The 26,227-nt window shown below is 71.5% G+C and carries 22 protein-coding genes; 18 read left to right on the top strand and 4 right to left on the bottom strand.

The genetic code is table 11. The features are described 5' to 3' along the window. Positions 1-118 precede the first annotated feature (118 nt). Positions 119-352: an Lrp/AsnC family transcriptional regulator gene (locus tag JGS22_RS00585; RefSeq protein ID WP_211040125.1), complete on the bottom strand. Its 234-nt coding sequence runs from the start codon at positions 350-352 to the stop codon at positions 119-121. A 382-nt stretch (positions 353-734) separates the two neighbouring features. Here JGS22_RS00585 and JGS22_RS00580 point away from each other — a divergent pair, with 382 nt between their 5' ends. Then, entirely contained in the window at positions 735-1,730 is a 996-nt protein-coding gene (locus JGS22_RS00580) for a thiamine-phosphate kinase (protein WP_211040124.1), read from the top strand. Further along, on the top strand, positions 1,727-2,530 hold the full coding sequence (gene thiD, locus JGS22_RS00575) for a bifunctional hydroxymethylpyrimidine kinase/phosphomethylpyrimidine kinase (RefSeq protein ID WP_211040123.1): 804 nt from the start codon (positions 1,727-1,729) through the stop codon (positions 2,528-2,530). Before JGS22_RS00580 ends, thiD begins: the two co-directional genes overlap by 4 nt. 124 nt (positions 2,531-2,654) lie before the next feature. Here the strand turns inward: thiD and rpmB are convergent, their stop codons facing one another. Continuing rightward, entirely contained in the window at positions 2,655-2,840 is a 186-nt protein-coding gene (rpmB, locus tag JGS22_RS00570) for a 50S ribosomal protein L28 (RefSeq protein ID WP_028426177.1), read from the bottom strand. Positions 2,841-3,249: 409 nt separating this feature from the next. Between rpmB and JGS22_RS00565 the strand changes: the two genes are divergently transcribed. The 10 genes from JGS22_RS00565 (at position 3,250) to mutM (ending at position 14,269) form a co-directional block, all read left to right on the top strand. Beyond that, complete coding sequence (locus JGS22_RS00565) at positions 3,250-4,941, top strand: DAK2 domain-containing protein (protein ID WP_211040122.1); 1,692 nt, start codon at positions 3,250-3,252, stop codon at positions 4,939-4,941. Between the two features lie 78 nt (positions 4,942-5,019). Continuing rightward, on the top strand, positions 5,020-7,269 hold the full coding sequence (gene recG / locus JGS22_RS00560) for an ATP-dependent DNA helicase RecG (RefSeq protein ID WP_211040144.1): 2,250 nt from the start codon (positions 5,020-5,022) through the stop codon (positions 7,267-7,269). A gap of 205 nt (positions 7,270-7,474) precedes the next feature. After that, positions 7,475-8,605, top strand: a complete 1,131-nt coding sequence (locus tag JGS22_RS00555; protein ID WP_211040121.1) for a serine hydrolase domain-containing protein — start codon at positions 7,475-7,477, stop codon at positions 8,603-8,605. A 74-nt stretch (positions 8,606-8,679) separates the two neighbouring features. Further along, a complete protein-coding gene (gene rsmD, locus JGS22_RS00550; RefSeq protein WP_211040120.1) occupies positions 8,680-9,306 on the top strand; it encodes a 16S rRNA (guanine(966)-N(2))-methyltransferase RsmD in 627 nt (208 codons plus the stop codon). Positions 9,307-9,332: 26 nt separating this feature from the next. After that, positions 9,333-9,812, top strand: coding sequence for a pantetheine-phosphate adenylyltransferase (gene coaD, locus JGS22_RS00545; RefSeq protein ID WP_211040143.1), 480 nt, complete (start codon positions 9,333-9,335; stop codon positions 9,810-9,812). A 96-nt stretch (positions 9,813-9,908) separates the two neighbouring features. Then, positions 9,909-11,363, top strand: coding sequence for a cell division initiation protein (locus tag JGS22_RS26900; RefSeq protein WP_216814796.1), 1,455 nt, complete (start codon positions 9,909-9,911; stop codon positions 11,361-11,363). A 235-nt stretch (positions 11,364-11,598) separates the two neighbouring features. Then, positions 11,599-12,207: a YceD family protein gene (locus tag JGS22_RS00535; protein WP_211040119.1), complete on the top strand. Its 609-nt coding sequence runs from the start codon at positions 11,599-11,601 to the stop codon at positions 12,205-12,207. Positions 12,208-12,209: 2 nt separating this feature from the next. After that, the gene (gene rpmF, locus JGS22_RS00530; RefSeq protein WP_211040118.1) at positions 12,210-12,383 is read left to right on the top strand and encodes a 50S ribosomal protein L32; all 174 of its coding nucleotides are present in this window, start codon (positions 12,210-12,212) and stop codon (positions 12,381-12,383) included. Between the two features lie 19 nt (positions 12,384-12,402). Continuing rightward, the gene (gene rnc / locus JGS22_RS00525; protein WP_236072982.1) at positions 12,403-13,224 is read left to right on the top strand and encodes a ribonuclease III; all 822 of its coding nucleotides are present in this window, start codon (positions 12,403-12,405) and stop codon (positions 13,222-13,224) included. Positions 13,225-13,390: 166 nt separating this feature from the next. Next, positions 13,391-14,269: a bifunctional DNA-formamidopyrimidine glycosylase/DNA-(apurinic or apyrimidinic site) lyase gene (mutM, locus tag JGS22_RS00520; protein ID WP_211040117.1), complete on the top strand. Its 879-nt coding sequence runs from the start codon at positions 13,391-13,393 to the stop codon at positions 14,267-14,269. A 149-nt stretch (positions 14,270-14,418) separates the two neighbouring features. On the opposite strand, the gene JGS22_RS00515 is transcribed toward mutM, so the two are convergent. Next, positions 14,419-15,324 (bottom strand): CAP domain-containing protein, encoded by a 906-nt coding sequence (locus JGS22_RS00515; RefSeq protein WP_211040116.1) that lies wholly within the window; start codon positions 15,322-15,324, stop codon positions 14,419-14,421. Positions 15,325-15,653: 329 nt separating this feature from the next. Between JGS22_RS00515 and JGS22_RS00510 the strand changes: the two genes are divergently transcribed. The 5 genes from JGS22_RS00510 to ftsY all read left to right on the top strand — a co-directional run bounded on the left by JGS22_RS00510 (position 15,654) and on the right by ftsY (position 23,282). Continuing rightward, complete coding sequence (locus tag JGS22_RS00510) at positions 15,654-15,917, top strand: acylphosphatase (protein WP_236073251.1); 264 nt, start codon at positions 15,654-15,656, stop codon at positions 15,915-15,917. 365 nt (positions 15,918-16,282) lie between these two features. Next, positions 16,283-16,489 carry a hypothetical protein gene (locus JGS22_RS00505; RefSeq protein ID WP_211040114.1) on the top strand — a complete coding sequence of 69 codons (207 nt, stop codon included), beginning with the start codon at positions 16,283-16,285 and terminating at the stop codon, positions 16,487-16,489. Between the two features lie 188 nt (positions 16,490-16,677). Then, a complete protein-coding gene (smc, locus tag JGS22_RS00500; protein ID WP_211040113.1) occupies positions 16,678-20,232 on the top strand; it encodes a chromosome segregation protein SMC in 3,555 nt (1,184 codons plus the stop codon). A gap of 310 nt (positions 20,233-20,542) precedes the next feature. Further along, a complete protein-coding gene (locus JGS22_RS00495; protein WP_211040140.1) occupies positions 20,543-21,910 on the top strand; it encodes a sugar porter family MFS transporter in 1,368 nt (455 codons plus the stop codon). A gap of 160 nt (positions 21,911-22,070) precedes the next feature. Beyond that, complete coding sequence (ftsY, locus tag JGS22_RS00490; protein WP_211040112.1) at positions 22,071-23,282, top strand: signal recognition particle-docking protein FtsY; 1,212 nt, start codon at positions 22,071-22,073, stop codon at positions 23,280-23,282. Positions 23,283-23,336: 54 nt separating this feature from the next. Here the strand turns inward: ftsY and JGS22_RS00485 are convergent, their stop codons facing one another. Further along, entirely contained in the window at positions 23,337-24,026 is a 690-nt protein-coding gene (locus JGS22_RS00485; RefSeq protein ID WP_211040139.1) for a bifunctional DNA primase/polymerase, read from the bottom strand. A gap of 542 nt (positions 24,027-24,568) precedes the next feature. On the opposite strand from JGS22_RS00485, the gene nsdA reads away from it, so the two are divergent. Further along, positions 24,569-26,143, top strand: a complete 1,575-nt coding sequence (gene nsdA / locus JGS22_RS00480) for a transcriptional repressor NsdA (RefSeq protein WP_236072981.1) — start codon at positions 24,569-24,571, stop codon at positions 26,141-26,143. Positions 26,144-26,227: the final 84 nt, after the last annotated feature.

The following is a 26,227-nucleotide window of genomic DNA, read 5'->3' as shown; positions in this document are numbered from 1 at the left end:
GTACCGCCCCGTCCGCGGGTCGTGGAAAGCGGACCGACCGCCCGCCTCGCACGGGCCGGCGAATGCGGCAGGCAGGCCATCCGGCGAGAGGGAGCTCACCGGGCGAACACGCGGGGAGCTACAGATGGACGACCGGGCAGGTCAGCGTGCGGGTGATGCCGTTCACCTGCTGGATCTTGGCGACGACCAGACGGCCGAGCTCGTCCACCGACTCCGCCCGGGCACGCACGATGACGTCGTAGGGCCCGGTGACGTCCTCCGCCTTGACCACACCCGGCACCTCGGCGATCGTCTCGGCGACGGTCGAGGCTTTGCCGACCTCGGTCTGGATCAGGATGTACGCCTGTACCACGGGGCCTCCAGGGCGGCTTCACGGACCATGGGTGGAGAAGGGACGCCACGTTATCGCGTCGCCGCCACCAGCGGCGAGTGTCTCCCCGCCGTGAACCGGGGCGGGTTTGCGTACGACCGGCGCGCGCACCGGCGGTCGGCGCCGCCGGCCCGTACGGGTGTGCCGACGGCGTACCCGCCCCGAGCGGTACGAGTCCGCTGCGACCCGCACCACGCCGCCGCGCCGAGCCGTGGGAGACCGGAAGCCGGCACCACACGGTGGTTGCTCCGCCCGCGGTCGCCCCTGCGGCGGACGACGCAACCGCGACGACCGCCGCACCCATCGTGACCACCGCACATCTCGCGCACCAAGTCGCGCGCCACACAGCCGAAAGGGCAGACGGATGCTGAGTTCCACCGGGGGGCACCCCCGGACTCCCGCGACGGTCGGTGAACTGGGGGAGTTCGGGCTCATCCGGGAGTTGACCTCCCGGGTCACCGCCACTCCGGCCGTCCGGCTGGGCCCCGGCGACGACGCCGCCGTGGTCGCCGCTCCCGACCGCAGGGTGGTCGCGAGCACCGACATCCTCCTGGAGGGACGGCACTTTCGCCGCGACTGGTCCACGGCGTACGACGTGGGCCGCAAGGCGGCGGCGCAGAACCTCGCCGACATCGCCGCAATGGGCGCGGTGCCCACCGCGCTGCTGCTCGGGCTGGTCCTGCCGGCCGAACTCCCGGTGACTTGGCCCGCGGAGCTGATGGACGGCATCAGTGACGAGTGCAGGGTGGCCAGCGCTTCTGTCGCGGGCGGGGACGTGACCCGGGGAGACCTGATCACGGTCTCCATCACCGCGCTCGGCGATCTCCAGGGGCGTGAGCCGGTGACCCGCTCGGGCGCGCAGCCCGGCGACGTGGTCGCGGTGACCGGCTGGCTCGGCTGGTCGGCGGCCGGCCACGCCGTGCTGGCCCGGGGCTTTCGCTCTCCGAGGGCGTTCGTCGAGGCGCACCGCCGGCCGGAGCCCCCGTACCACGCGGGGCCTGCGGCGGCCGGGCTCGGAGCGACCTCCATGACGGACGTCAGCGACGGGCTCATCGCCGACCTCGGCCACATCGCCGATGCCAGCAGAGTGCTGATCGACGTGCGCTCGGCGGATTTCGACATCCCGGCGCAGATGCACGACATCGGCCAAGCGGTGGGCGTCGACCCGTTGCAGTGGGTGCTCACCGGGGGAGAGGACCACGCGATCGTGGCCACCTTCCCACCCGACCGCAAGCTGCCCGCGCGCTGGCGCAGGATCGGCGAGGTACTGCACCCCTCCGCCCAGTCGAGGGTCACCGTCAACGGGGTGGCCTGGGACAGGGCCGGAGGCTGGGACCACTTCGGAGAGGACAGGACATGAACACCACACCCGTACCCCCGCGGGTGCTGACCGTCGCCGGCTCCGACTCCGGAGGCGGCGCCGGCATCCAGGCCGACCTCAAGACGATGCTGGCGCTCGGCACCCACGGAATGAGTGTGCTGACCGCGGTGACCGCGCAGAACTCCCTGGGCGTGCAGGGGGCCTGGGAACTTCCTGTGGCGGCGGTGCGTGCTCAGTTCCGCAGCGTGGTCGACGACATCGGGGTGCATGCCGTGAAGACCGGGATGCTCTCCTCGTCACCGGTGGTGGAGGCCGTGGCGGAGCTGCTCTCGGAGTTGACGGTGCCGGTGGTCGTCGATCCGGTCGGCGTCTCCAAGCACGGGGACCCGCTGCTGGCGGCCGACGCGCTCGAAGCGGTGCGCGGCAGGCTGCTTCCCGCTGCGACTGTGGCGACCCCCAACCTCGACGAGGTGCGGCAGCTCACCGGAATCCGCGTCGAATCGGAGGAGGACATGAGGCGTGCGGCCGACGCCGTACTCGCCTTCGGGCCCCGCTGGGCGCTGATCAAGGGCGGCCATCTTGCCGACGGGGACGCGACGGACCTGCTGTGGGACGGTACGGCCGAGCACTGGCTGCGCGCGCCGCGTCACCGCGTCCGGCACACGCACGGTACGGGCTGCACGCTGGCCTCCGCGGTGGCGGCGGAGCTGGCGAAGGGGCAGGAGGTGCCCGAGGCCGTGGCGGCGGGCAAGGAGTACGTCACCGGTGCGATCGCCGCCGGTTTCCCGCTGGGGGCGGGGATCGGCCCGGTCGATCACGGCTGGCGCGCCCGGGGCTGAAGCGGTTCCCCGCCGGCCCGCCCGGCGGGGCCGCGTCCGGCGGCGGCGGAAATGACGAAGAGCCGGTCCACTCGAGGTGGACCGGCTCTTCGGCGACCGGAGAGGCTGCGCTGCGGAAACCGCTTCAGCGCGAGACCTTGCCGGCCTTGATGCACGAGGTGCAGACGTTGAGGCGCTTCGGCGTCCGACCGACCACGGCACGCACGCGCTGGATGTTGGGGTTCCAGCGACGCGGGGTGCGGCGGTGCGAGTGGGAGATGCTGTTGCCGAAGCCCGGCCCCTTGCCGCAGACGTCGCAGTTGGCAGCCACGGGTCACTCCAAAGACTTCAGATGCACGTACGGTGAATTCCGAGCGCGGCCGAGAACTCTTCCCGATGATCGGGAGAGACCAACAGCCCCGGGGTGGAAAGCCTGAACGGTGTCAGGCAACCGGAGCAGCATACAACGGCGAGCTCCCAACACCGAAATCAGGTCCGGTGACCCGTACCCGGGCCCGCCACCGGACGCGTACGGACGCCCGGACGGGTGCTCCACCGGCCGGCGGACGAAGCCCGCTCGCGCGCACCGACGCACCCGGGTTCGCCGCCGCGCCCCGCCGCGTCCGATCTGCTGCCGGATTTCGACGCACTGCCGTGCGACGGCGACCTTGCGGGCAGACTGACGGGACGAGAAGTGCCCCCGCGTCCAGCAGTTCAGTCCGCCAGGAGGTCCGAGACCCGTGCCGCACCCGCTCGACGCCCACACCGTGCGCACCTGGTGTGCCGAGGCACTGGAGGATCTGGGCCGGGCGCGCGAGACCATCGACGCGTTGAACGTCTACCCGGTCGCGGACGCCGACACCGGCACCAACCTCTATCTGACGATGGAGTCCGCCGCGCAGGCCGTCGAGGCCGCGTGGGCAGGGGAGCCGACCGCATCCGAGGCGCTGGGCGCGATGGCCCACGGAGCTCTGATCGGTGCGCACGGCAACTCCGGCACGATCCTTGCCCAGTTGCTGCGCGGTGTCGCCCGGACCGGCGCCGACGGCGGCACCTTCGCCGACGCGCTCGGAGGTGCGGCGCGCGCGGCGGCGGCTGCGGTGGCGCACCCGGTGGGCGGCACGATCCTCAGCGTCGCCGAAGCCGCCGCCGAAGCCGCCGCCGAAGCCGCCGCCGAAGCCGCCGCCGAAGGCGCTGCGGAAGCCGCTGCGGAAGCGGAGGGCGAAGCCGTCGGCCGGCCCGCGGGCCCTGTCGGCAGGGGAGCGGAGGACGTCGTGCGAGCCGCTTTCGAGGGGGCGCGCAGGGCCCTGGACGCCACCCCGGGACAGCTGGACGTACTGGCCCGTGCGGGCGTGGTGGACGCCGGTGGGTACGGGCTGGTCGTCGTTCTCGGCGCGCTGGTCAAGGCGGTCACCGGCAGCCGGCCCGACGGACCCGTCACCCACCACGTCTCCTGCCCGGGCCACCGGCAGGACGCGGCGGCCGACCCGACCGGCCCGCAGCCCGGGAACGGGAGCGGCGGCGCGGCGGCGAGCGGCCCCGCGTACGAGGTCATCTATCTGCTGGACGCCTCGGACGAGGCGTTGGAGCGGCTGCGCGGTCGGCTGGACTCGCTCGGCGACTCGCTTGTCATCATCGGCGGCGACGGGCTGTGGAACGTCCATGTGCACGTCGACGACGCGGGCGCCGCGATCGAGGCCGGGGTGGAGGCAGGGCGCCCGCACCGCATCAGGGTGACCCATTTCGAGGGGGTCGGTGCCGCGGTGGAGCCGGTCGAACGCGCGGTGGTGGCGGTCGTGCCGGGGGAGGGCCTGGCGGCGCTGTGTTCCGAGGCGGGCGCCACGGTCGTGACGATGGGCCCCGACGAGCCGCCGTCCAGCGGGGAGTTGGCAGCGGCCGTCGGGCGGGCGCACGCGCGGGAGGTGGTGCTGCTGCCGGGCAGCTCGGAGTTGCGGCACACCGCTGCCGCTGCCGCCGAGCAGGTGCGCGCCGAGGGCGTGCGGGTGGCGATCGTGCCTACGCGTTCGGCGGTCCAGGGGCTCGCCGCGCTGGCGGTGCACGAGCCCGGCCGACGGTTCGACGAGGACGTGGTCGCCATGACGGCGGCGGCCGGTGCCACCCGATTCGGTGAACTGGCCGTCGCTGAACGGGAGTCCTGGACCACCGCCGGCGTCTGCCAGGCCGGTGACGTGCTCGGTCTGATCGACGGGGACGTGGCCGTGATCGGCGCCGAACTCGCGGCCACCGCCGGCGAGATACTGGAGCGGATGCTCGCCTCCGGAGGTGAGTTGGTGACCCTGGTCCTCGGCCGGGACACCCCCGAATCGCTCGCCACGGAGTTGGAGAAGCGGGCCCGCGCAGGACATCTGGGCGTCGACACCGTCGTCTACCACGGGCACCAGAGCGCGCCTCTGCTCATCGGGGTCGAGTAGCGCTCCTGCGGATTCAGCGGTGTCCGTGCACGCCCGGCCCGCGGCGGCTCGTCCCGACTGTCAGTGGCGTACGCCAAGATGGACCCCGTGTCCGTACTGGCTGATCCCCTGCACAAGGTCGTGGGCGGCAGCACCGCCAAGGTCCTCGGCGAGCACCTCGGTCTGCACACCGTCGGTGACCTGCTCCACCACTACCCCCGCCGCTATGCCGAGCGCGGTGAGCTGACCAGACTCGCCGAGCTGCCGCTGGACGAGCACGTCACGGTCGTCGCCCAGGTCGCCGACGCCCGCATGCTGCGGTTCAACAACGGCAGAGGCCAGCGTCTGGAGGTCACGCTGACCGACGGCAGCGGGCGGCTCCAGCTGGTCTTCTTCGGGCGCGGAGCCTTCGCGCACGAGAAGAAGCTTCTGCCGGGCAGCCGCGGCATGTTCGCCGGCAAGGTCTCGGTGTTCAACCGCAAGCTCCAGCTCGCGCACCCCGACTACAAGCTGCTCGACGCCGAGAGCGGCCGGGACACCGTCGAGCGGTTCGCCGGCGAGCTGCTGCCGCTCTACCCCGCCTGCCGCCAGCTGAGCTCCTGGCAGATCGAGCAGGCGGTGGGCACGGTCCTCGACTCGTGGGAGGCGATGGGCTGGGAGGGCCTGGCGGACGCGCTGCCCGCCTCGCTGCGCGAGTCGCAGGGGCTGATCCCGTTGTCGCAGGCGCTGCGTGCGGTGCACCGGCCGTGCACCTGGGCGGAGGTCGCAGATGCCCGCGCCCGGCTGAAATGGGACGAGGCGTTCGTGCTCCAAGTCGCTCTGGCCCGCCGCAGGTTCGCGGAGCAGCAGCTGCCTGCGCTGCCGCGGCTCGCCCGCGCCGACGGTCTGCTCAGCGCCTTCGACGCCAGGCTGCCGTTCACCCTGACGGAGGGGCAGCACCGGGTCAGCGGCGAGATCTTCGAGGAGCTGGCGGGCAGCCACCCGATGCACCGGCTGCTCCAGGGGGAGGTGGGCTCGGGCAAGACGATGGTGGCGCTCCGGGCGATGCTCACCGTGGTGGACGCGGGCGGTCAGGCGGCGATGCTGGCCCCGACCGAGGTCCTCGCCCAGCAGCACCACCGCTCGATCGTCGAGATGATGGGGGATCTGGCCGAGGCGGGCATACTCGGCGGCTCCGAGCACGGCACCAAGGTGGTGCTGCTGACCGGGTCCATGGGCGCCGCGGCCAGACGCCAGGCGCTGCTGGACCTCGCCACCGGGGAGGCAGGCATCGTGATCGGCACCCACGCCCTGATCGAGGACCGGGTGGGCTTCTTCGACCTCGGGCTGGTCGTCGTGGACGAGCAGCACCGCTTCGGGGTCGAGCAGCGCGATGCCCTGCGGTCCAAGGGAAGACAGCCGCCGCATCTGCTGGTGATGACGGCGACCCCGATCCCGCGGACCGTGGCCATGACGGTCTTCGGTGATCTGGAGACCTCGGTGCTCGACCAGCTGCCCGCGGGCCGGTCGCCGATCGTCACCCATGTCGTACCGGCCGCCGACAAACCGCACTTCCTCGCGCGCGCCTGGGAGCGGGTCCGCGAAGAGGTCGGGGCGGGCCACCAGGCATACGTCGTGTGCCCCCGGATCGGGGATGAGAAGGACGGCGAGAAGCCGACGAAGGCCGGACATCGGGGCGGTTCGGAGGGTGGCGGCGAGGAGGTCGCGGACGGCGCGGAGGAGTCGGGCGAGGAGCGGCGCCCGCCGGTCGCGGTGCTGGAGTTGGCCGAGCAGTTGAGCGGCCCGCTGGCGGGGCTGCGGGTGGAGGTCCTGCACGGTCGTATGCACCCGGAGGCGAAGGACGACGTGATGCGTCGCTTCGCGGCGGGTGAGGTCGACGTGCTGGTGGCCACCACGGTCATCGAGGTCGGGGTGAACGTCCCGAACGCCACCGTCATGGTGATCATGGACGCGGACCGCTTCGGCGTCTCTCAGCTCCACCAGCTGCGCGGCCGGGTGGGACGAGGCGCCGCAGCAGGGCTCTGTCTGCTGGTGAGCGAGATGCCCGAGGCGAGTCCGGCGCGCGCCAGGCTGGCAGCCGTCGCGCAGACACTGGACGGCTTCGAGCTCTCCCGGATCGACCTGGAGCAGCGCCGGGAGGGTGATGTGCTAGGGCAGGCCCAGTCGGGTGTGCGGTCGAGCCTGAGGATGCTCACAGTGATCGAGGACGAGGACGTCATCGCCGAGGCGCGGAGGGAAGCGACCGCGGTGGTCGCCGCCGATCCGACTCTGGAGGCGTACCCCGAGTTGCGCACGGCGCTGGACGCGCTGCTCGACGAGGAGCGGGAGGAGTACCTCGACAAGGGGTGAACTCCCGCGTCGGCAAGAGGGGGGAACTCTCCGGCGAGAGGGGCGAACTCCCCGCGCCCGCAAGGGGGTTGACCCCAGTGCGGATGCGGGGGCATGCACCGTGGCGGACGGTGCCCCGGCGCGGAGAGGCTGAGTCGCACAGCCGAGAAGGGGGAAGAACATGCGGCTCACACACGGTCGTGCGGGGATCGTAGGTACTGCGCTGGTGGTCGCTTCGACGGCCGCGGCGTTGCTGGTGAGCGACGCCGGCGCGGGCGTCTCGCCGGGCGGCGCGCTGCAGCGGGACGCCGATGCGGTGCGCGACGCCGGCGCCATCGGGGTCCTCGCCGAGCTGCGGCACGACGGCGGCAGCGCCCGGGTGCGCAGCGGTCGCGCGGCTCTGGGCAGCGACGCACCGCCGCCGCCGCGTTCGCCGGTGCGGATCGGCAGCGCCTCCAAGACCTTCACCGCCACCCTCGTCCTGCAGCTGGTGGGCGAGGGCAGGATCGGACTGGAGGACACCGTCGAGAGCCACTTGCCCGGCGTCGTACGGGGCAACGGCAACGACGGACGCCGCATCACGGTCCGCCGGCTGCTCCAGCACACCAGCGGACTGCCCCAGACCTTCGACCTGCCGGGTGGCGAGAGCGAGGCCGAGTACACGAAGCACCGGTTCGACTTTCACTCCCCGCGCCACGCGGTGGACCTGGCGATGAAGCACCCGCCCAGCAGCAGGCCGGGCACCGGGTGGGAGTACTCCAACACCAACTACGCACTCGCCGTGCTGCTCGTCGAGAAGGTCACCGGGAACACCTGGGACCAGGAGCTCAGCCGCCGCATCACCATCCCGCTCGCCCTCACCGACACCTACGCCCCCGGCAACACCCCGTACCTCCCGGGTGCGCACATGAGGTCCTACCGCCAGTTCGCCGAGGGCGGCCGATGGACCGACACCACCGACCGCGTCGTGCGCCACATGGACGGCGAGGGCTCGCTGGTCAGCACCCCCTCGGACGTCAACCGCTTCCTCCGCGCGCTCCTGGACGGCGAACTCCTGCGCCCCGCCGAGCTGCACGAGATGCAGCGCACGGTGAAGGTGACGGGCCAGCCGATGCTGGAGGAGCTGGGAATGCGGTACGGGCTCGGTCTGATGCGCTTCGACCTCTCCTGCGGCGGCCACTACTGGACGCACTTCGGTGACGTCCTCGGCACCTCGACCCGGGGCGGCGTCACCGAGGACGGCGACCGCGCGGTCACCGTCGCCGCGACCGGCAACGGCGACCATCTCTACGAGGAGATGCATCGCGACGCCTTCGTGCCGATGATCGACCGCGCCCTGTGCGGCGCCGCGGAGTGACCGCAGGGCCATAATCGTCGGTGGGCGCCCGCGGGTGCCCGTCCCGCCCGTCCACCGACCGAAGGCGCCTCTCCATGCCCCGTGTGATCGCCGGCACCGCCGGTGGCCGCCGCCTGTCCGTACCGCCGGGCAACGGCACCAGGCCCACCTCGGACCGCGCGCGGGAGGGGCTGTTCTCCAGCTGGGAGGCGCGGTTGGGCTCCTGGGCAGGTGTACGGGTGCTCGACCTGTACGGCGGATCCGGCGCGGTCGCCCTGGAGGCACTCTCGCGGGGCGCGGTCGCGGCCCTGCTGGTGGAGGCGGACGCACGCGCGGCGAGGACCATCAAGGACAACATCCGCACGCTGGGGCTGCGCGGCGCCGAGGTGCGCACCGGGCGCGCCGAGCAGATCGTGGGCGGCCCCGCGCCCCTGGAGCCGTACGACGTGGCGTTCCTCGACCCGCCGTACGCCGTCGGCGACGCCGAGCTCGGCGAGATCCTGCTCACACTGCGTCGCGGGGGCTGGCTGTCGCCGAGGGCGCTGGTCACCGTGGAGCGCAGCACCAGGGGCGGCGATTTCGGCTGGCCGAGCGGCTTTCGGCCGCTGCGCTCCCGCCGCTACGGCGAGGGAACCTTTTGGTACGGTCGCGCGGCCGACGAAGTTGACGACGCGGTCGAGGAAGTCACCGACGCTGTCGACGACGAAGCCGATGTGCAGTGAGCCGTTCGGAGAGCGAGGAAAAAACAGTGCGCCGTGCCGTCTGTCCGGGGTCCTTCGACCCCGTCACCAATGGCCATCTGGACATCATCGCCCGGGCTTCGAAGCTGTATGACGTCGTTCACGTCGCCGTCATGATCAACAAGAGCAAGAAGGGACTCTTCACCGTCGACGAGCGGATCGAGATGATCCGCGAGGTCACCGCCGAGTACGGCAACGTCGAGGTGGAGTCCTTCCACGGCCTGCTGGTCGACTTCTGCAAGCAGCGCGACATCCCGGCGATCGTCAAGGGCCTGCGCGCCGTCAGCGACTTCGACTACGAACTGCAGATGGCTCAGATGAACATCGGCCTCTCCGGTATCGAGACCCTCTTCGTGCCGACGAACCCGACGTACAGCTTCCTCTCCTCGAGCCTGGTCAAGGAGGTCGCCGCCTGGGGCGGTGACGTGTCCCACCTGCTGCCGCAGTCCGTCCACCGGGCGTTGTCGGAGCGGCTGGCCGGCAAGTAGCAGCCGGCGCGGGGGACTTGTGCGGCGTTCCTCCCCGGGCGTCCGTTGTGCGCAGCGGCTGTCGCGTCGGGCGCGGCTGCCCGTACAGTCACCCCCGTGGACGTACAGCAGAGACTCGACGACATCGTCGCGACCGTCGAAGGCGCCCGTTCCATGCCCATGTCGGCCTCCTGCGTGGTCAACCGCGCGGACCTGCTCGACATGCTCGGCGAGGTGCGTGAGGCGTTGCCCGGCTCGCTCGCTCAGGCCCAGGAAGTCCTGGGAGGGCGGGAGCAGGTGGTCGCCGAGGCGCAGCAGGAGGCCAGGCGGATCATCGACGAGGCGCACCGCGAACGCGCCTCGCTGATCTCGCAGACCGAGGTCGCCCGGCTCGCGGAGCAGGAGAGCGACCGCATCCTCACCGAGGCGCGCAGGGAGTCCGAGGAGATCAGGGTCGAGGCCGACGACTACGTCGACAGCAAGCTCGCCAACTTCGAGGTCGTCCTCAGCAAGACCATCGGCGCGGTCGACCGCGGGCGCGACAAGCTGCTGGGCCGCGCCCCGGCCCCGCACGACGGTCCCGGGGGCGAGGAGTTCGAGGAGTCGCCGGACGCCCGAGCCCAGGACCCGGAGACGCGCAAACAGCAGGCGGAGGAGTACATCGAGGCGCAGTTCCGCGCCTTCGAGGCAGTGCTCGCCAAGACGCTCCAGGCAGTCGGGCGCGGGCGGCAGAAGCTCACCGGCCACCAGCCCATCGATGATCTCGCCGCACACATGGCCGCCCAGCCCGACGCGGCGCCGGACAACCGGCTGCGGGGCACCGACGAGGAGTACCTGGCCGGGCTGGTCGACAACTCCGAGGCTGCGGCGCCCACTTCGGTCCGGCCGCCTGCTCCGGCCCGGCCCGGCGGCGGTTCCGCCGGGTACCCGGCGCCGCAGCCCGCCGCGTACCCGCCGCAGCCCGCCGCGTACCCGCCGCAGCCCTGCGCGGACTACACCGAGCAGCCCGCGGCCCTCCCGCCCGGCGCGCCGAGCCCGTACGGTCACCCCGCGGACCGGATGCCCCCGGGAGGAACCGACGGCCAAGGCATGCCCACGCCGGACTACTACGCACCCACCGGCCACCAGGACCAGTACGCCGCGCAGGGCCACCAGGATCAGTACGCCGTGCAGAGCTACCAGGACCCCGGGTACGCGTCGCAGCACGACCCGTACCGGGACCCGCAGGGCTACCGGCCGGAGGGCTGGCCGAACCAGTACGACGCTCCCCCCGCCTACGAGACTCAGGGCCAGTACGGCTACGGCGATCAGCTCGGCGATCCGTCCCCCTACGGTGACCCCGGCGCCCCGCACGGCTATCAGGACCAGGGCATGTACGCCCCCGCGCCCGACCCGTACGCCCCGCAGCAGTCCGGCGAGTACTACCCGCAGCCCGACCGGCACGGGCACGGTCAACAGCACGGGCAGGGCCAGCAGCACGGCTCTCCCGCCGCCCTGGACGAGACCAGCTTTTTCGACACCAGCATGATCGACCTGGAGCAGCTGCGCCGCTACGAGCAGGGCCGGGAGTAGCCGGCGGAGGAGCCGGGAACCGGATTGGGCCGATCGGATCCCTTCCAGTACCCTGGCTCTTCGGCCGCGTGTATGTCCGCGGCTCTCGGCTGCCCTGGCGCGTCAGCCGTCCGTCGGCCCGAAGCCCCCGGCTTCCACCGGCGACGTGCGTGCCGTGGGTGGACCGCAGCACCACCTCACACTTCACAGAAAGCAGGAAGCCCTGAACGCCGCCCTGGATCACCGTGCCCCTCTCGTGTTCGACACACGTGAGCTGGGGCGGAGGCCCGGCGTGCACAAGCGGCTCTCCCGCACGGTGGAGGCCCCGAAGAACCTCGGTATCGAGGTCATCGGGGTGCCGCTCGGCGCCGAGGTGGAGATCGACCTCCGACTGGAGGCGGTCATGGAGGGTGTGCTCGTCACAGGCACCGGCCGTGCACCGCTGAAGGGGGAGTGCGTAAGGTGTCTGGAGCCGCTGGAGCAGCAGTGCGAGGCGGAGTTCCAGGAGTTGTTCTCCTACCCCGACGCCGACGACCGGAGCCGCCCCGCGGATACCGGCGACGACGCCGAGGACGAGGACGCCGAGGAGATGTTCTTCCTCGAGAACGACCTGTTCGATCTCGAACCGGTGCTGCGCGACGCGGTGGTTCTGTCACTGCCGATGCAGCCGGTGTGCCAGGAAGGCTGTCCGGGGCTGTGCGCCGAGTGCGGTGCGCGCCTCGCGGACGACCCGGACCACCACCACGAAGACGCCGTCGACATTCGTTGGGCGGCTTTGCAGGGACTCGCCGGCACCATCCGGGACGGCGAGAAGGACGACCATGACGGCGTCGTACGCGACGTCGGCGAGAAGCAGGAGAAGTAGCCGTGGCTGTTCCGAAGCGGAAGATGTCGCGCAGCAACACGCGCCACCGCCGGTCGCAGTGGAAGGCTGCGGCCCCCACCCTGGTGAAGTGCGAGCGTTGCCAGGAGCCGAGGCTTCAGCACATCGCGTGCCCCAGCTGCGGCACGTACAACAAGCGTCAGGTCCTCGAGGTCTGATCGGCGGGTGACAGACTCCATGTCAGACGCCGGCACGCCGGACACCGCATCCCGGGCATCCGGGGGTGGCAGGGCAGCGGCGGACCTGGGGTCCGCGGGGACGGACGCTTCCTCCCCCTCGGTTCTGGAAGGGCGGCTCGGGTACCACCTTGAGTCCGCCCTTCTGGTGCGTGCGCTCACCCACCGCAGCTACGCGTACGAGAACGGCGGTCTGCCGACCAACGAGCGGCTGGAGTTCCTCGGGGACTCCGTGCTCGGCCTGGTGGTGACCGACACTCTCTACCGCAACCATCCGGACCTGCCGGAGGGGCAGCTCGCCAAGTTGCGAGCGGCTGTGGTGAATTCCAGGGCGCTCGCCGAGGTCGCACGCGGGCTCGATCTGGGTGCGTTCATCCGCCTCGGGCGCGGTGAGGAGGGGACCGGCGGACGGAACAAGGCATCCATCCTGGCCGACACCCTCGAAGCCGTGATCGGCGCGGTCTACCTGGACCAGGGCCTTCAGGCCGCGGACGCGCTGATCCACCGGCTCTTCGATCCGCTGATCGTGAAGTCGTCGAGCCTCGGCGCGGGCCTCGACTGGAAGACCAGTCTTCAGGAGCTGACCGCTGCCGAGGGCCTGGGTGTTCCCGAGTACGTGGTGACCGAGAGCGGACCCGACCACGAGAAGACCTTCACGGCTGCTGCCCGCGTCGGTGGTGTCGCGTACGGCACCGGCACCGGCCGCAGCAAGAAGGAAGCCGAACAGCAGGCGGCGGAGGCGGCGTGGCGGGGAATCCGCGCCACGGCCGACGAGGCGGCGCGCGAGCAGCCGCCGTCGGACAGCGCCGTCGACGCCGGCTGAAGCAGTACCACCGCGCGCCTCACCGCATGTGCACTGTGCGGTGGGGCGCGTTCTTCGTCCCCGCTCACCGCGTCCTGCTTTGCCCACCGCAGCCCGCAGCCCGCAGCCCGCAGCCCGCAGCCCGCAGCCGTCAAGCGCCGGGCACTGCCGAGGAGTTGAGAGACCGATGCCAGAGCTCCCCGAGGTGGAGGTGGTCCGGCGCGGACTGGAGCGCTGGGTTGCCGGTCGTACGGTCCGCGAGGTCGCCGTGCTCCATCCTCGTGCCGTGCGGCGCCACGAGGCCGGCGGGGCCGACTTCGCCGCCCGGCTGAGCGGCAGCCGCATCGCGGAGGTACGCCGGCGGGGCAAGTACCTGTGGCTGCCGCTGGACAGCGGGACGGACGGCCCGGACTTCGCGGTCCTCGCCCATCTGGGGATGAGCGGTCAGCTGCTGGTGCAGCCGTCTGCCACCGAGGACGAGCGCCATCTGCGCATCAGGGTCGGATTCGCCGACGAACTCGGCACCGAACTGCGGTTCGTGGACCAGCGCACCTTCGGCGGACTCTCGCTCCACCCGCTCACGGCCGACGGACTGCCCGACGTGATCGCGCACATCGCCCGCGATCCGCTCGACCCGCTCTTCGACGAGACCGCCTTCGGCGGCGCACTGCGGGCCAAGCGCACCACGGTCAAGCGGGCCCTCCTGGACCAGTCGCTGATCAGTGGTGTGGGCAACATCTACGCCGACGAGGCGCTCTGGCGCAGCCGGCTGCACTACGACCGCCCGACCGCGGCGCTGACCCGTCCGAGGACCGCCGAACTGCTGGGACACGTGCGGGAGGTGATGCTCGCCGCGCTCGCGGAGGGCGGGACGAGCTTCGACAGCCTCTATGTGAACGTCAACGGCGAGAGCGGCTACTTCGACCGCGCCCTGGACGCGTACGGCCGCGAGGACGAGCCGTGCCGACGCTGCGGCACGCCCGTGCGGCGGCGGGCCTGGATGAACCGGTCGAGCTACTTCTGCCCGCGCTGCCAGCGGCCTCCGCGTTCCACCGAAGCCGCGTGATCCCGGTACGCGCGCGGTGTCCGCGGGCCGCGCGGAGCAGCCGGAACCGTGTGCACGGGAGGCCTCGCGCGTACCGCGCCGGGTGGTACGGCGCACCGTCGAGCCGCGGTCTGCGCTGCGGACACCGGGCGGCGGCCCGCGGGGACGGCTCAGAAACCGAACGCCTGGGTCCACCAGGGGCCGCCGGGCGCCTCGTGCGCACCGACGCCCAGGGTCTTGTAGTCGCAGTTCAGGATGTTGGCGCGGTGGCCGGGGCTGTTCATCCAGGAGTCCATGACCGCTCTGGCGTCGGCCTGACCGCGGGCTATGTTCTCGGCGCCGAGGTTCGTTATGCCGCGCGCGGCGGCACGGTCCCACGGGGTGTTCCCGTCGGGGTCGGTGTGCGAGAAGTAGTCCCGCTCGTCCATGTCCCCGCTGTGGTCGCGGGCGAGCGAGGCGAGTTCGGTGTCGGCAGTCACGGGCTGGCAGCCCGCCCTGGCGCGCTCCTGGTTGACGAGGTTCAGCACCTCGGCCTCGGAGGGGGAGTGGTTGTCCGGGGCGGAGGGCGGACGTGTGGGAGTCGGCGGCGTGGTGCGGTCCGGCGTGCTCGGGGAGGGCGACGGAGTGCTCGAAGGAGTGCTCCTGGGCGAGGTGCTCGGCGAGGAGGAGGGCTTGTCCGAAGCCTTGTCGCTCGCCTTCTTCTCCTTGCCGTCCTTGTCCTCGGAGGCGTCGCCGTCCTCGGACGCCTTCGGGTCGGGGGAGGCGGACCGCTTGTCGTCACGGCCGGCAGGGCTGTCGTCGTCCCGTTCCAGGGGCGGGCCCTGAAGCTCGAGTTCGGGTGCGGAGTCGGCCTGTACCCGGGTGCTGGCCTCGTCGTCCTTGAACGGGAAATCGCTGCCGACGCCCGGCACCATGCCGGAGGCGACCGCGACCGCGCCGAGGGCCAGCGCTCCGGTCGCGCCCAGCAGTCCGGTGCGCATCGGCGCGCCCCGGCGCTTGCGGCGGCTGCCCTGCGACCCCTCGTTCGAGGTGCTCGATGTGCTCGCGGCGAGTCCTGCCCGTCGGTGGCGTCCCATCGGCTGCTGTCCTCACATCTCGGCGAAGGGGTCCGCGGGACGTCACCCGAATGGGTGAGTCCGCTGTTGTCGGGTGACTGTAGAGCATGTCCGGGCGGCTTGAAGATCGTTTACGGGAATTGTCCGAATGGCGCTGAAAGCGCGCCGCCTGCACAAGGAGCACTGCACATAACCGGCGGAGAGGGTCGAAGCGGTGGCCCGGCCGGCTCCGGAAGGAGGGCGTGAGAAGGATGAGTGAAGGCGAAGGGTGGGCGCCGCGGGAGGGCGTGACGCCGGAGGGCGCCGTCGGTGGATCCGCGACCCCGGAGAGCGCCGGGGGCGCGGTACGGATGACGGCGTGGGTGCGCGGTCGGGTCCAGGGCGTCGGCTTCCGCTGGTTCACCCGGGCGAGGGCCCTGGGGGTCGGCGGCCTGAACGGCTTCGTCTCCAACCTGGAGGACGGCCGGGTCCAGGTGGTGGCCGAGGGGCAGCGGCGCGACTGTGACGCACTCCTCGATTGGCTTCGCACGGGCGACACGCCGGGGCGCGTCGACGGCGTCACGGAGATCTGGTCGGCGCCTCGCGGCGGCTACCCGCCCTTCGAGATTCGCTGAGTCGCAGATCGGGCTCGTCGCCGAAGCGTGGTCGGTGACCTGGAACTCTTCCCCGATACCGGTTGCCAATCGTGGCATTGACATGCAAGGCTGCGGCGGAAGTGATCTACCCCGCCCTGCGGGCCGCAGCTCCGGGACGTGCATGGTTTGGTGCCATGGGCCGACCGTTCAGAGCAGAGCCGCCCGTGCTCACGGCGTGTGATCGTGTTGACCGTCAAAACTTTTGGTGAGACGCTGGTTTCTCGGCGCACCTTGGTTGTTTGACCCTGAAAACCCAGAAATCTGGACACAGGCATTTTGGTGTGCTCATCGCTAGCGACCATCACCGACACGGTCGGTCACGTCACTGTGGAGGACCATCCATCATGGCAAAGGCGCTTCTCGGATACGTCGGCGGCTCAGACCCCCGAGTCCTCGCCGAGATGCGACGGCTGCAGCAGCGTGTTCAGGACCTGGAATCCGAGCTCGTACGGATGCAGGCCGAGAACGACGCACTGTCTGTAGCCGCGCGTCACGGCGACTCGCTGCTTGACAGCATCGACGTAACCAAGGGCGAGCCTGCTCTCACCTGACCGGTTCGGCCCTGCGGGGCCGTCCAGTTACGCGAGGGTGGACCACAGGCCCATCAAGTGCAGCACCGCGAGGGACGCTTCGGCGTCCCTTCGTCATGTCGTCCCCCGTCCGTCGGTCTCCGGTTACCGTCTGATGTGCCCCACGCCCTCAGAGGTGAAACCGCACTACCCCGGTAAAGTCACTCGCCGTGCACCTCAAGAGCCTGACCCTGCGAGGGTTCAAGTCCTTCGCCTCTGCCACGACGCTGCGCTTCGAGCCCGGCATCACCTGCGTGGTGGGGCCGAACGGCTCCGGCAAGTCCAACGTCGTCGACGCACTGTCCTGGGTCATGGGCGAACAGGGCGCCAAGTCCCTGCGCGGCGGCAAGATGGAGGACGTCATCTTCGCCGGTACCACGGGGCGTTCGCCGCTCGGTCGTGCCGAGGTCTCGCTGACCATCGACAACAGCGACGGCGCTCTCCCGATCGACTACTCCGAGGTGACGCTCACCCGGATCATGTTCCGCAACGGCGGCAGCGAGTACCAACTCAACGGTGACACCTGCCGTCTGCTCGACCTCCAGGAGCTGCTGTCGGACTCCGGCATCGGCCGGGAGATGCATGTCATCGTCGGCCAGGGCCAGTTGGACTCGGTGCTGCATGCCGACCCGATGGGCCGCCGCGCCTTCATCGAGGAGGCGGCGGGCGTCCTCAAGCACCGCAAGCGCAAAGAGAAGGCGCTGCGGAAGCTGGACGCGATGCAGGCCAACTTCGCGCGGGTGCAGGACCTCACGGACGAACTGCGCCGCCAGCTCAAGCCGCTCGGCCGTCAGGCCGCGGTGGCGCGGCGGGCCGCGGTCATCCAGGCGGATCTCCGCGACGCGCGGCTGCGGTTGCTCGCCGACGACCTGGTGACGCTGCGCGGTGCGCTGCAGGCCGAGCTCGCCGACGAGGCCGCGCTCAAGGAACGCAGGGAAGAGGCGGAGAGTGCCCTGAGCCGGGCCCAGCGCAGCGAGAACGAGCTGGAGCAGCGGGTGCGGTTGCTCACCCCGCGGCTGGAGAGCGCGCAGCAGACCTGGTACGAGCTCTCCCAGCTCGCCGAACGGGTGCGCGGCACCGTCTCGTTGGCCGACGCGAGGGTGAAGAGCTCCGCCGCCGCTCCCGCAGAGGAGCGCCGTGGACGTGATCCCGAGGAGCTGGAGCGCGAGGCGGCCAGGGTGCGCGAGCAGGAGGCCGAGCTGGAGGCGGCACTGGAGGCCGCCGCCGTCGCGCTGGACGACACGGTGGAGCACCGGAGCCGGTTGGAGGGTTCGCTCGCGGAGGAGGAGCGCCGTATCAAGGACGCCGCTCGCGCGGTGGCCGAACAGCGGGAGCAGCTGGCCAGGCTCGCCGCGCAGGCCGGCGCCGCCCGATCGCGGGCTGCTTCCGCGCAGGCCGAGATCGAGCGGCTGGGCCAGGCGCGGGAGGAGGCCTCCGCGCGGGCGAGCGCCGCACAGGAGGAGTTCGAGGTTCTGCGCGCGGAGGTGGAGGGGCTCGCGGGCGGCAGCGAGGAGTCCGCCGAACGGCTCGCCGCGGCCAAGGAGGAGTTGGCCGCTGCCGAGGCGGCGTTGGGCGAGGCGCGCGAACAGCTCACCGCGACCGACCGCGAACGGGCCGCGACGTCCGCCCGCCACGACGCGTTGGCGCTCGGGCTGCGCCGCAAGGACGGCACCGAGACGCTGCTCGACTTGCGCGGCCGGCTGGGAGGTCTGATCGGTCCGGCGACCGAACTCCTCACCGTTTCCCCCGGATACGAGGTGCCTGTCGCCGCGGCCCTCGGTGCCGCCGCGGACGCTCTGGCGGTCGGCGGCACGGCGACGGCGGCCGAGGCGTTGCGGCTGCTGCGCAAGCACGACGGCGGTCGGGCGGCGCTGCTGCTGGAAGGGGCGCCCGAGCCGCAGCCACCGGCCGAGGAGGACGGCCTGCTCCGGGCGGCCTCGTTGGTGGCGGCGCCCGAGGAACTGCTGCCCGCGCTCCGGCGTTTGCTGCGCGATGTCGTGGTCGTGCGCACACTGGAAGACGCCGAGGAACTGGTGGCCGGACGCCCGGAGTTGACCGCGGTCACCGCCGAGGGTGACCTGCTGGCCGCGAACTTCGCACACGGTGGTTCGGCCGGGGCACCGAGCATGCTGGAGACCCGGGCCGCGGTGGACGAGGCAGCCGCAGAGCTGGCGCGGCTCGCTGCGCGCTGCGAGGAATTGCGTACGGCCCAGCAGCTCGCCTCCGATCGGCGGGAGGCCTGCGCGGCCGGGGTCGAGGAGCTGGCGGCGGCGGGCAGCGCGGCGGACCGGGAGCGTTCCAGGGTGGCCGGACAGCTGGGACGGCTGGGTGGGCAGGCCCGAGGGGCGCAGGACGAGGCGGAGCGGTGCGCCACCGCTGTCGACAAGGCGCAGCAGGCCCTGGAGGGCGCCACCGAGCAGGCTGCGGAGCTGGCCGAACGCCTCGCGGTGGCCGAGGAGTTGGCGGAGGAGCAGGAAGAGCCGGACACCGCGGTGCGCGATCGGCTCGCGGCCGACGGAGCCAACGCCCGGCAGACCGAGATGGAAGCGCGACTCCAGCTGCGTACCCACGAAGAGCGCGTACGGGCGCTCGCCGGTCGCGCCGATTCGCTGGACCGCGCGGCCCGCACCGAGCGGGAGGCCCGGGCCAGGGCGGAACGCCGGCGGGCACGGATGCGGTACGAGGCGGAGGTGGCCACCGCGGTCGCCTCCGGGGCCGGGCAACTGCTCGCGCATGTGGAGCTGTCGTTCGGGCGGGCGCAGGAGGAGCGTGCGGGGGCCGAGGCGGACAAGGCCGAACGGGAGCGTGAACTCGCCGCCGAGCGGCACCGCGGCAGGGAGCTGAAGTCCGAGCTGGACAAGCTGACCGACTCGGTCCACCGCGGGGAGGTGCTCGGCGCGGAGAAGCGGCTGCGGGTCGAGCAGTTGGAGGGCCGTTCGCTGGAGGAGCTGGGGGTGGAGCCCGCGGTGCTGGTCGCGGAGTACGGCCCCGAGCAGCCGGTCCCGCCCTCGCCGCCGGCCGAGGGCGAGGAGCTGCCCGAGGACCCGGAGCATCCCCGCAACCAGCCGGTGCCGTATCTGCGGGCGGAGCAGGAGAAGCGGCTCCGGGCCGCGGAGCGGGCGTACAACCGGCTGGGCAAGATCAATCCGTTGGCGCTGGAGGAGTTCGCGGCGCTGGAGGAGCGCCACCAGTTCCTCAGCGAGCAGCTGGACGATCTGAAGAAGACCAGGACCGATCTGCTCCAGGTGGTCAAGGACGTGGACGAGCGGGTGCGCGAGGTCTTCACCCAGGCGTACGAGGACACCGCCAGGGAGTTCGGGGGCGTCTTCTCGCGGCTCTTCCCCGGAGGTGAGGGGCGTCTTGTGCTGACGCAGCCGGACGACATGCTCACCACCGGGGTGGACGTCGAGGCGCGCCCACCGGGCAAGAAGGTGAAGCGGTTGTCGTTGCTCTCGGGCGGCGAGCGGTCGCTGACCGCCGTGGCGCTGCTGGTGTCGATCTTCAAGGCGCGACCGAGTCCGTTCTATGTGATGGACGAGGTGGAGGCGGCACTCGACGACACCAACCTCCAGCGCCTGATTCGGATCATGAAGGAACTCAAGGACAGCTCACAGCTGATCGTGATCACTCACCAGAAGCGCACCATGGAGGTCGCCGATGCGCTGTACGGCGTCTCCATGCAGGGCGACGGCGTCTCGAAGGTCATCAGCCAGCGGTTGTCCTGAGCCGGGGTCTGCTTCGTGCGGAGACGTCCGGAATCCATGCAATGGGTTCAGGTTTTGAAGTTTCGCGCTGGGCTCGTTCGCGTATTCCCTGTGGTTGTTCCTTCTGCGAGGAGCTATTGACTTCGCAACTTGAAGGCATAGTCTCTGCAGCGTCGCTTTCACCTTCAACTGGTGGTGCACGGTCAGGCGTGTGCCACTGGAGGAGTGACGTCCCCAAGCTCGGCACTGCCGCCGGGTCTCGCAGGAGAGCACCTTGACCAGCACGACACCGACCGGGGCACAGCCCGCAAGCGGCCGGCCCCCACACCTCATGTTCGTCGTCTTCATCGCCGCCTCCGCAGCGATGGGCGGTTTCCTCTTCGGTTACGACAGCGCGGTGATCAACGGCGCGGTCGAAGGAATCAAGGGCCGGTTCGACGTCGGATCGGCGACGCTCGGCGCCGTCATCGCGATCGCGCTGCTCGGCGCCGCGATCGGCGCGATGCTCGCGGGCCGACTGGCCGACCGGCTCGGCCGCCCCCGCGTGATGCAGATCGCGGCCGTCTTCTTCGCGATCAGCGGCCTCGGCTGCATGTTCCCCTTCTCGCTGTACGACCTCGCCGCCTGGCGGGTGCTCGGCGGCATCGCCATCGGTATGGCGTCGGTGATCGCACCCGCCTACATCGCGGAAGTCGCCCCGGCGAAGTACCGCGGCCGGCTCGCCTCCTTCCAGCAGGCCGCGATCGTGCTCGGTATCGCGGTCTCCCAGCTGGTCAACTTCGGACTGCTCAACTCCGCCGACGGAGACCAGCGCGGCACCCTGCTCGGCGTCGAGGCGTGGCAGCTCATGCTCGGCGTGGAGGTGCTGCCCGCCGTTGTCTACCTGCTGCTGGCGCTCCGGATCCCGGAGTCGCCCCGCTGGCTGGTGGCGCAGGGGCGCTACGAGGACGCCAAGGCCGTTCTGAAGGACGTCGAGCCCGCCGGCACCGATCTGGACGCCGAGGTGCGACGGATCGACGAGCGCATGAGCAGCGAGCACAAGCCGAAGCTGTCCGATCTGCTCGGCGGCCGGGCCGGGTTGCTGCCCATCGTGTGGATCGGCATCGGCCTCTCGGTCTTCCAGCAGCTCGTGGGCATCAACGTGATCTTCTACTACAGCTCCTCGCTGTGGCAGTCGGTCGGAATCGACCCCGAGAGCTCCTTCTTCTACTCCTTCACCACCTCGATCATCAACATCATCGGCACGGTCGTGGCGATGCTGCTGGTGGACCGGATCGGCCGCAAGCCGCTCGCCCTGATCGGCTCCGGCGGCATGGCGGTGTCGCTGGCGCTGGCCGCCTGGGCGTTCTCCTTCAAGAAGGAGGTGGACGGCGACTTCACCCTGCCCGATGCCCAGGGCACGGTGGCGCTGGTCGCGGCTCACTCGTTCGTGCTCTTCTTCGCGCTGTCCTGGGGCGTCGTCGTCTGGGTGATGCTCGGCGAGATGTTCCCCAACCGGCTCCGGGCCGCCGCGCTCGGCGTCGCCGCGGGTGCCCAGTGGATCACCAACTGGCTGATCACGGTGAGCTTCCCGACGCTCTCCGACTGGAACCTCGCCGGTTCGTACGTGATCTACGCGTTCTTCGCCCTGCTCTCGATCCCGTTCATCCTCAAGTGGGTGCCGGAGACGAAGGGCAAGGCGTTGGAGGAGATGGGCTGACCCACCCCGCCGCCCAACTCCTCGGGCACGACTGCCGCCCCGGCTCACCGAAGGTGCCGGGGCGGCAGTCGTTCGGACGCGGTGGCCGATACTGGTCGAGTCCCGCATCCGCAGGGGTGCGGGACCTGCCCACCACATCTGGCAACGCACTAGGGAACCGATGGAAATCCTCATCCTCGCTGTAGCCATCGCCGTGATCGCGGTCGCCGCGATCGGCGGGCTCGTGATCAGCGGACGCAAGAAGAAGGAACTCCCGCCCGAGCAGCGGTCCGCGCCACCGAGGACGAAGGCGCCGCCCGCCGAACCGTCGGTGGGCGAGGAGGCGGAGGGCCGGCCCGAGGCCCCCGGCCGGCCCGTCGAGGAGGTCGAACTTCCCCCCTCCGAGGCTCCCGACGAGGACGGCGCCACAGCCACCGCCCCGGCGCCCGAGCTGGAGACGCCCGAGCCGAGCGCCGGGCGGCTGGTACGGCTGCGCGCCCGACTCTCGCGCTCCCAGGGCGCGTTGGGCAAGGGACTGCTCACGCTGCTCTCCCGCGACCGTCTGGACGAGGACACCTGGGAGGAGGTCGAGGACACGCTGCTGACCGCCGACGTCGGCGTCGCGCCGACCCAGGAACTGGTCGAGCGGCTGCGTGAGCGCGTACGGGTGCTCGGTACTCGTACGCCCGACGAGCTGCGCACGCTGCTGCGCGAGGAGCTGCTCGCCCTGGTCGACCCGACGTTCGACCGGATGGTGCACACCGAGACCACCGGCGGCGAGGACCGGCCGGGCGTGGTGCTGGTCGTCGGCGTCAACGGCACCGGCAAGACCACCACCACGGGCAAGCTCGCGCGAGTGCTGGTCGCCGACGGCAAGTCCGTGGTGCTCGGCGCCGCGGACACCTTCCGTGCCGCAGCCGCCGACCAGCTCCAGACCTGGGGCGATCGCGTCGGAGCGCGTACGGTGCGCGGTCCCGAGGGCGGCGACCCGGCGTCGGTCGCGTTCGACGCCGTCAAGGAGGGCACGGCGGCGGGCGCCGACGTCGTGCTGGTCGACACCGCGGGGCGGCTGCACACCAAGTCCGGCCTGATGGACGAGCTCGGCAAGGTCAAGCGGGTCGTGGAGAAGCAGGGCCCGGTCGACGAGGTGCTGCTGGTCCTGGACGCCACGACTGGTCAGAACGGACTGGTGCAGGCCAGGGTCTTCGCCGAGGTCGTGAACATCACCGGCATCGTGCTGACCAAGCTCGACGGGACGGCCAAGGGCGGCATCGTCATCGCGGTCCAGCGCGAGTTGGGCGTACCGGTGAAGCTGGTGGGGCTCGGTGAAGGAGCGGACGATCTGGCGCCGTTCGAAGCCGAGGCCTTCGTGGACGCGCTCGTCGAGGGCTGAGCCGCGAGTCCGCAGGGCGGTTGACGGGGCGCGCCGCAGTGGTGGTGCGCCCCGTCAGACCGAGCGGTGGCTCACGTACGCGAGCGCGCCCAGCAGCAGCCTGGCCTGCGGCAGTCGGCCGGCGGCGTCCAGCGCGGGCGGCCGCAGCCACCGGACGGGCCCGAGCCCGGCGAGATCCGAGGGCGGCGCCGTCACGTAATGGCCGGGGCCCGGGCAGCGCAGGTCGAGTGCGGCGTCGTCCCAGCCCATCCGGTAGAGGAGCGCGGGCAGTTCGGCGGCGGCGCCCGCTCGCACGAAGAACCACGCCCGGCCCTGCGGCGTGACCGCGACCGGGCCGAGCGGGAGCCCCATGCGCTCCAGCCGCACCAGCGCCCGCCTGCCCGCGGTTTCCGAGACCTCCAGCACATCGAAGGCATCGCCCACCGGGAGCAGCAGCGCGGCGCCCGGGAAACTGCCCCAGATCGCCGCCGCCTCCTCCAGCGGGGTCCCGGCGACGATCCGCGCATCGGCGTCGAGCGGGTGCGCACCGGGCTCGGGGCAGTGCGCGTCACCGCAGGAGCAGCGGGTACGACCGCCCTCGACGACAGCGCGGGCACCGGGCGTGACGTCCCAGCCCCACAGCCCGGTGTACTCGGCGACGGCTGTGGCCTGCGAGTCGGCGGTCTGCCGCCGGGGGCGGCCGGAGCGGCGCTGGCCCAGACGCAGTTCTGCGAGATCCCGGATGCCGCCGATGGTGAAACCCATGCCCGTGAAACCCATGCCCTCTCCAACGGGTTCGGTGCGTCCCGGGTGACGCGATTCGGTGCCGGACTTGGTGGCCGGCAGGTCCCGCAGCCCGGTTCGGCGCGACCGTGACCACCGTGGACCGCGTCGGTGGTCGGAGTGCCGACCGACACTCGGGGTGGTGCGCCGGTGCGAACGCGCCCCCGGAGTGCTCCGCTTCACCTGTGGTCGTTCGCCACTTCCCAAGTGAAGCGCCTGCGCTCGCGGTTAGGTTCATGGGCGGGGGTGGCGAATGGTGGCGTTTACCGATTCCTCGTCGCGGACACCGTGATCGTAAGATTACTTTCGGTGCATGACGGGAGTTCGGGTCCGCGTTCGCCAACAGGCCCCGCAGCGGGCCGAGTTGGGGAGCGCCCCGGCGGCCGGCGACCGGTGGTCGAGCGCGCGGAGCGCGCGCGTCGGCGAGCAGCGGCCGGCACCGGCGAACGACCACGACCACTGGCACGGACCGACAACGGAAATCCGAGGGCGGACAGCCCCGGCCGGCCGTACGAAGAAGACAGATGCGTAGAGGTCCCGGGCGCGAGTGGGATGCCCGGCCGACCGACCGCGAGCGATGGAGTGGGGGCCTTCTGGTGGGCGGCAACGACAGCGGCAGCGTCGGTGAGAAGCGCCCCAACGAACAGCTGACGTCCTGGTTCGTGCGCAGCGGCTGGTCGAAGGGCGAGCTGGCGCGCCAGGTCAACCGCAGAGCGCGGCAGATGGGGGCCAACCACATCAGCACCGACACCTCCCGGGTGCGGCGCTGGTTGGACGGCGAGCAGCCAAGAGAACCGATTCCGCACATCCTCTCCGAGCTCTTCTCCGAGCGCTTCGGCGCGGTGGTCCCGGTCGAGGACCTCGGACTGCGGGCGGTGCGGCACAGCGCCGCGTCCTCCGGTGTCGATCTGCCCTGGGCCGGCTCCCACACGGTGGCGCTGATCAACGAGTTCACCCGTTCCGATCTGATGCTGGGCCGGCGCGGCTACCTCGGCACCTCGCTGGCAATGGCCGCCGGACCGGCGCTCGTCGACCCGATGCAGCGCTGGCTGGTGCCCGCGCCCCTCGGCCCGCTGGACCCGCCGACAGCCACGGCCACCGCCGGGCAGGGCGGCAGGCGGTCCGCGCCCCTCTCGGACCCGGAGCTCTCTCAGCTGGAACAGACCACGGAGATGTTCCGCGCCTGGGACGCACAGTGCGGCGGCGGGCTGCGGCGCAAGGCAGTGGTGGGTCAACTCCACGAGGTCACCGACCTGTTGAGCGACGCCTTCGCCGAGCCGGTGCGCCGCAGGCTCTTCTCCGTCACGGCCCAACTCGCGGAGCTCGCCGGGTGGATGAGCTACGACGTAGGCATCCAGCCCACCGCGCAGAAGTACTTCGTGCTGGCCCTGCACGCGGCCAAGGAGGCGGGGGACCGTCCGTTCGGGGCGTATGTCCTGGCCAACATGGCCCGTCAGATGATCCATCTGCGCCGCCCCGAGGACGCCCTGGAGCTCGTCCACCTCGCCCAGTACGGCAGCCGGGACGCCGCCACCCCCCGCACCCAGGCGATGCTGCACGCAGTGGAGGCGAGGGCGTACGCCAACCTCGGCCAGCCCAAGCAGTGCCACCGGGCCGCGCGGTTGGCGGAGGCGACGTTCGAGGACAGCGAGGCGCCGGGCGAGGACCCGGACTGGATCGGCTTCTTCTCGGAGGCGGAGCTCAACTCCGAGAACGCGCACTCCTACCGCGACCTCGCCTACGTCGCGGGCCGCAGCCCGACGTACGCCTCGCTGGCGCAGCCGGTGATGGAGCGGGCGGTACAGCTCTTCGCCCAGGAGTGCGCGGGCGCGGGGCCCGGCGTACACCACCGAAGCTACGCCCTCAACCTCGTCGGGATGGCGACGGTGCACCTGCTCCAGAAGGAGCCCGAGCGCTGCGCCGCCCGCACGGTGGACGCGATGCAGATCGCCAGGAGGCTGCGCTCGGAGCGGGTGAACACCAGAATCCGCAAGACTGCCGCGAACGTCGCGCGGGAGTACGGGAACGTCGCCGAGGTCATCGAGCTGAACGACCGGCTGCACAGCGAACTGCCCGAGGAGCCCGCGCTCGCCGGCTGACCGCCTCGGCGCGCTCCCGGCTGTGCCCTGCTGCTTCCTGCTGCTTTTCACGGCCGGCAGCCGGGAGTTTTCGCTGCTCGGTCA

Source organism: Streptomyces tardus (assembly GCF_018101125.2).
GTDB lineage: Bacteria > Actinomycetota > Actinomycetes > Streptomycetales > Streptomycetaceae > Streptomyces > Streptomyces tardus.
Note: the sequence above shows the minus strand (reverse complement) of the source record. Positions and strands in the feature narration are given on the sequence as shown.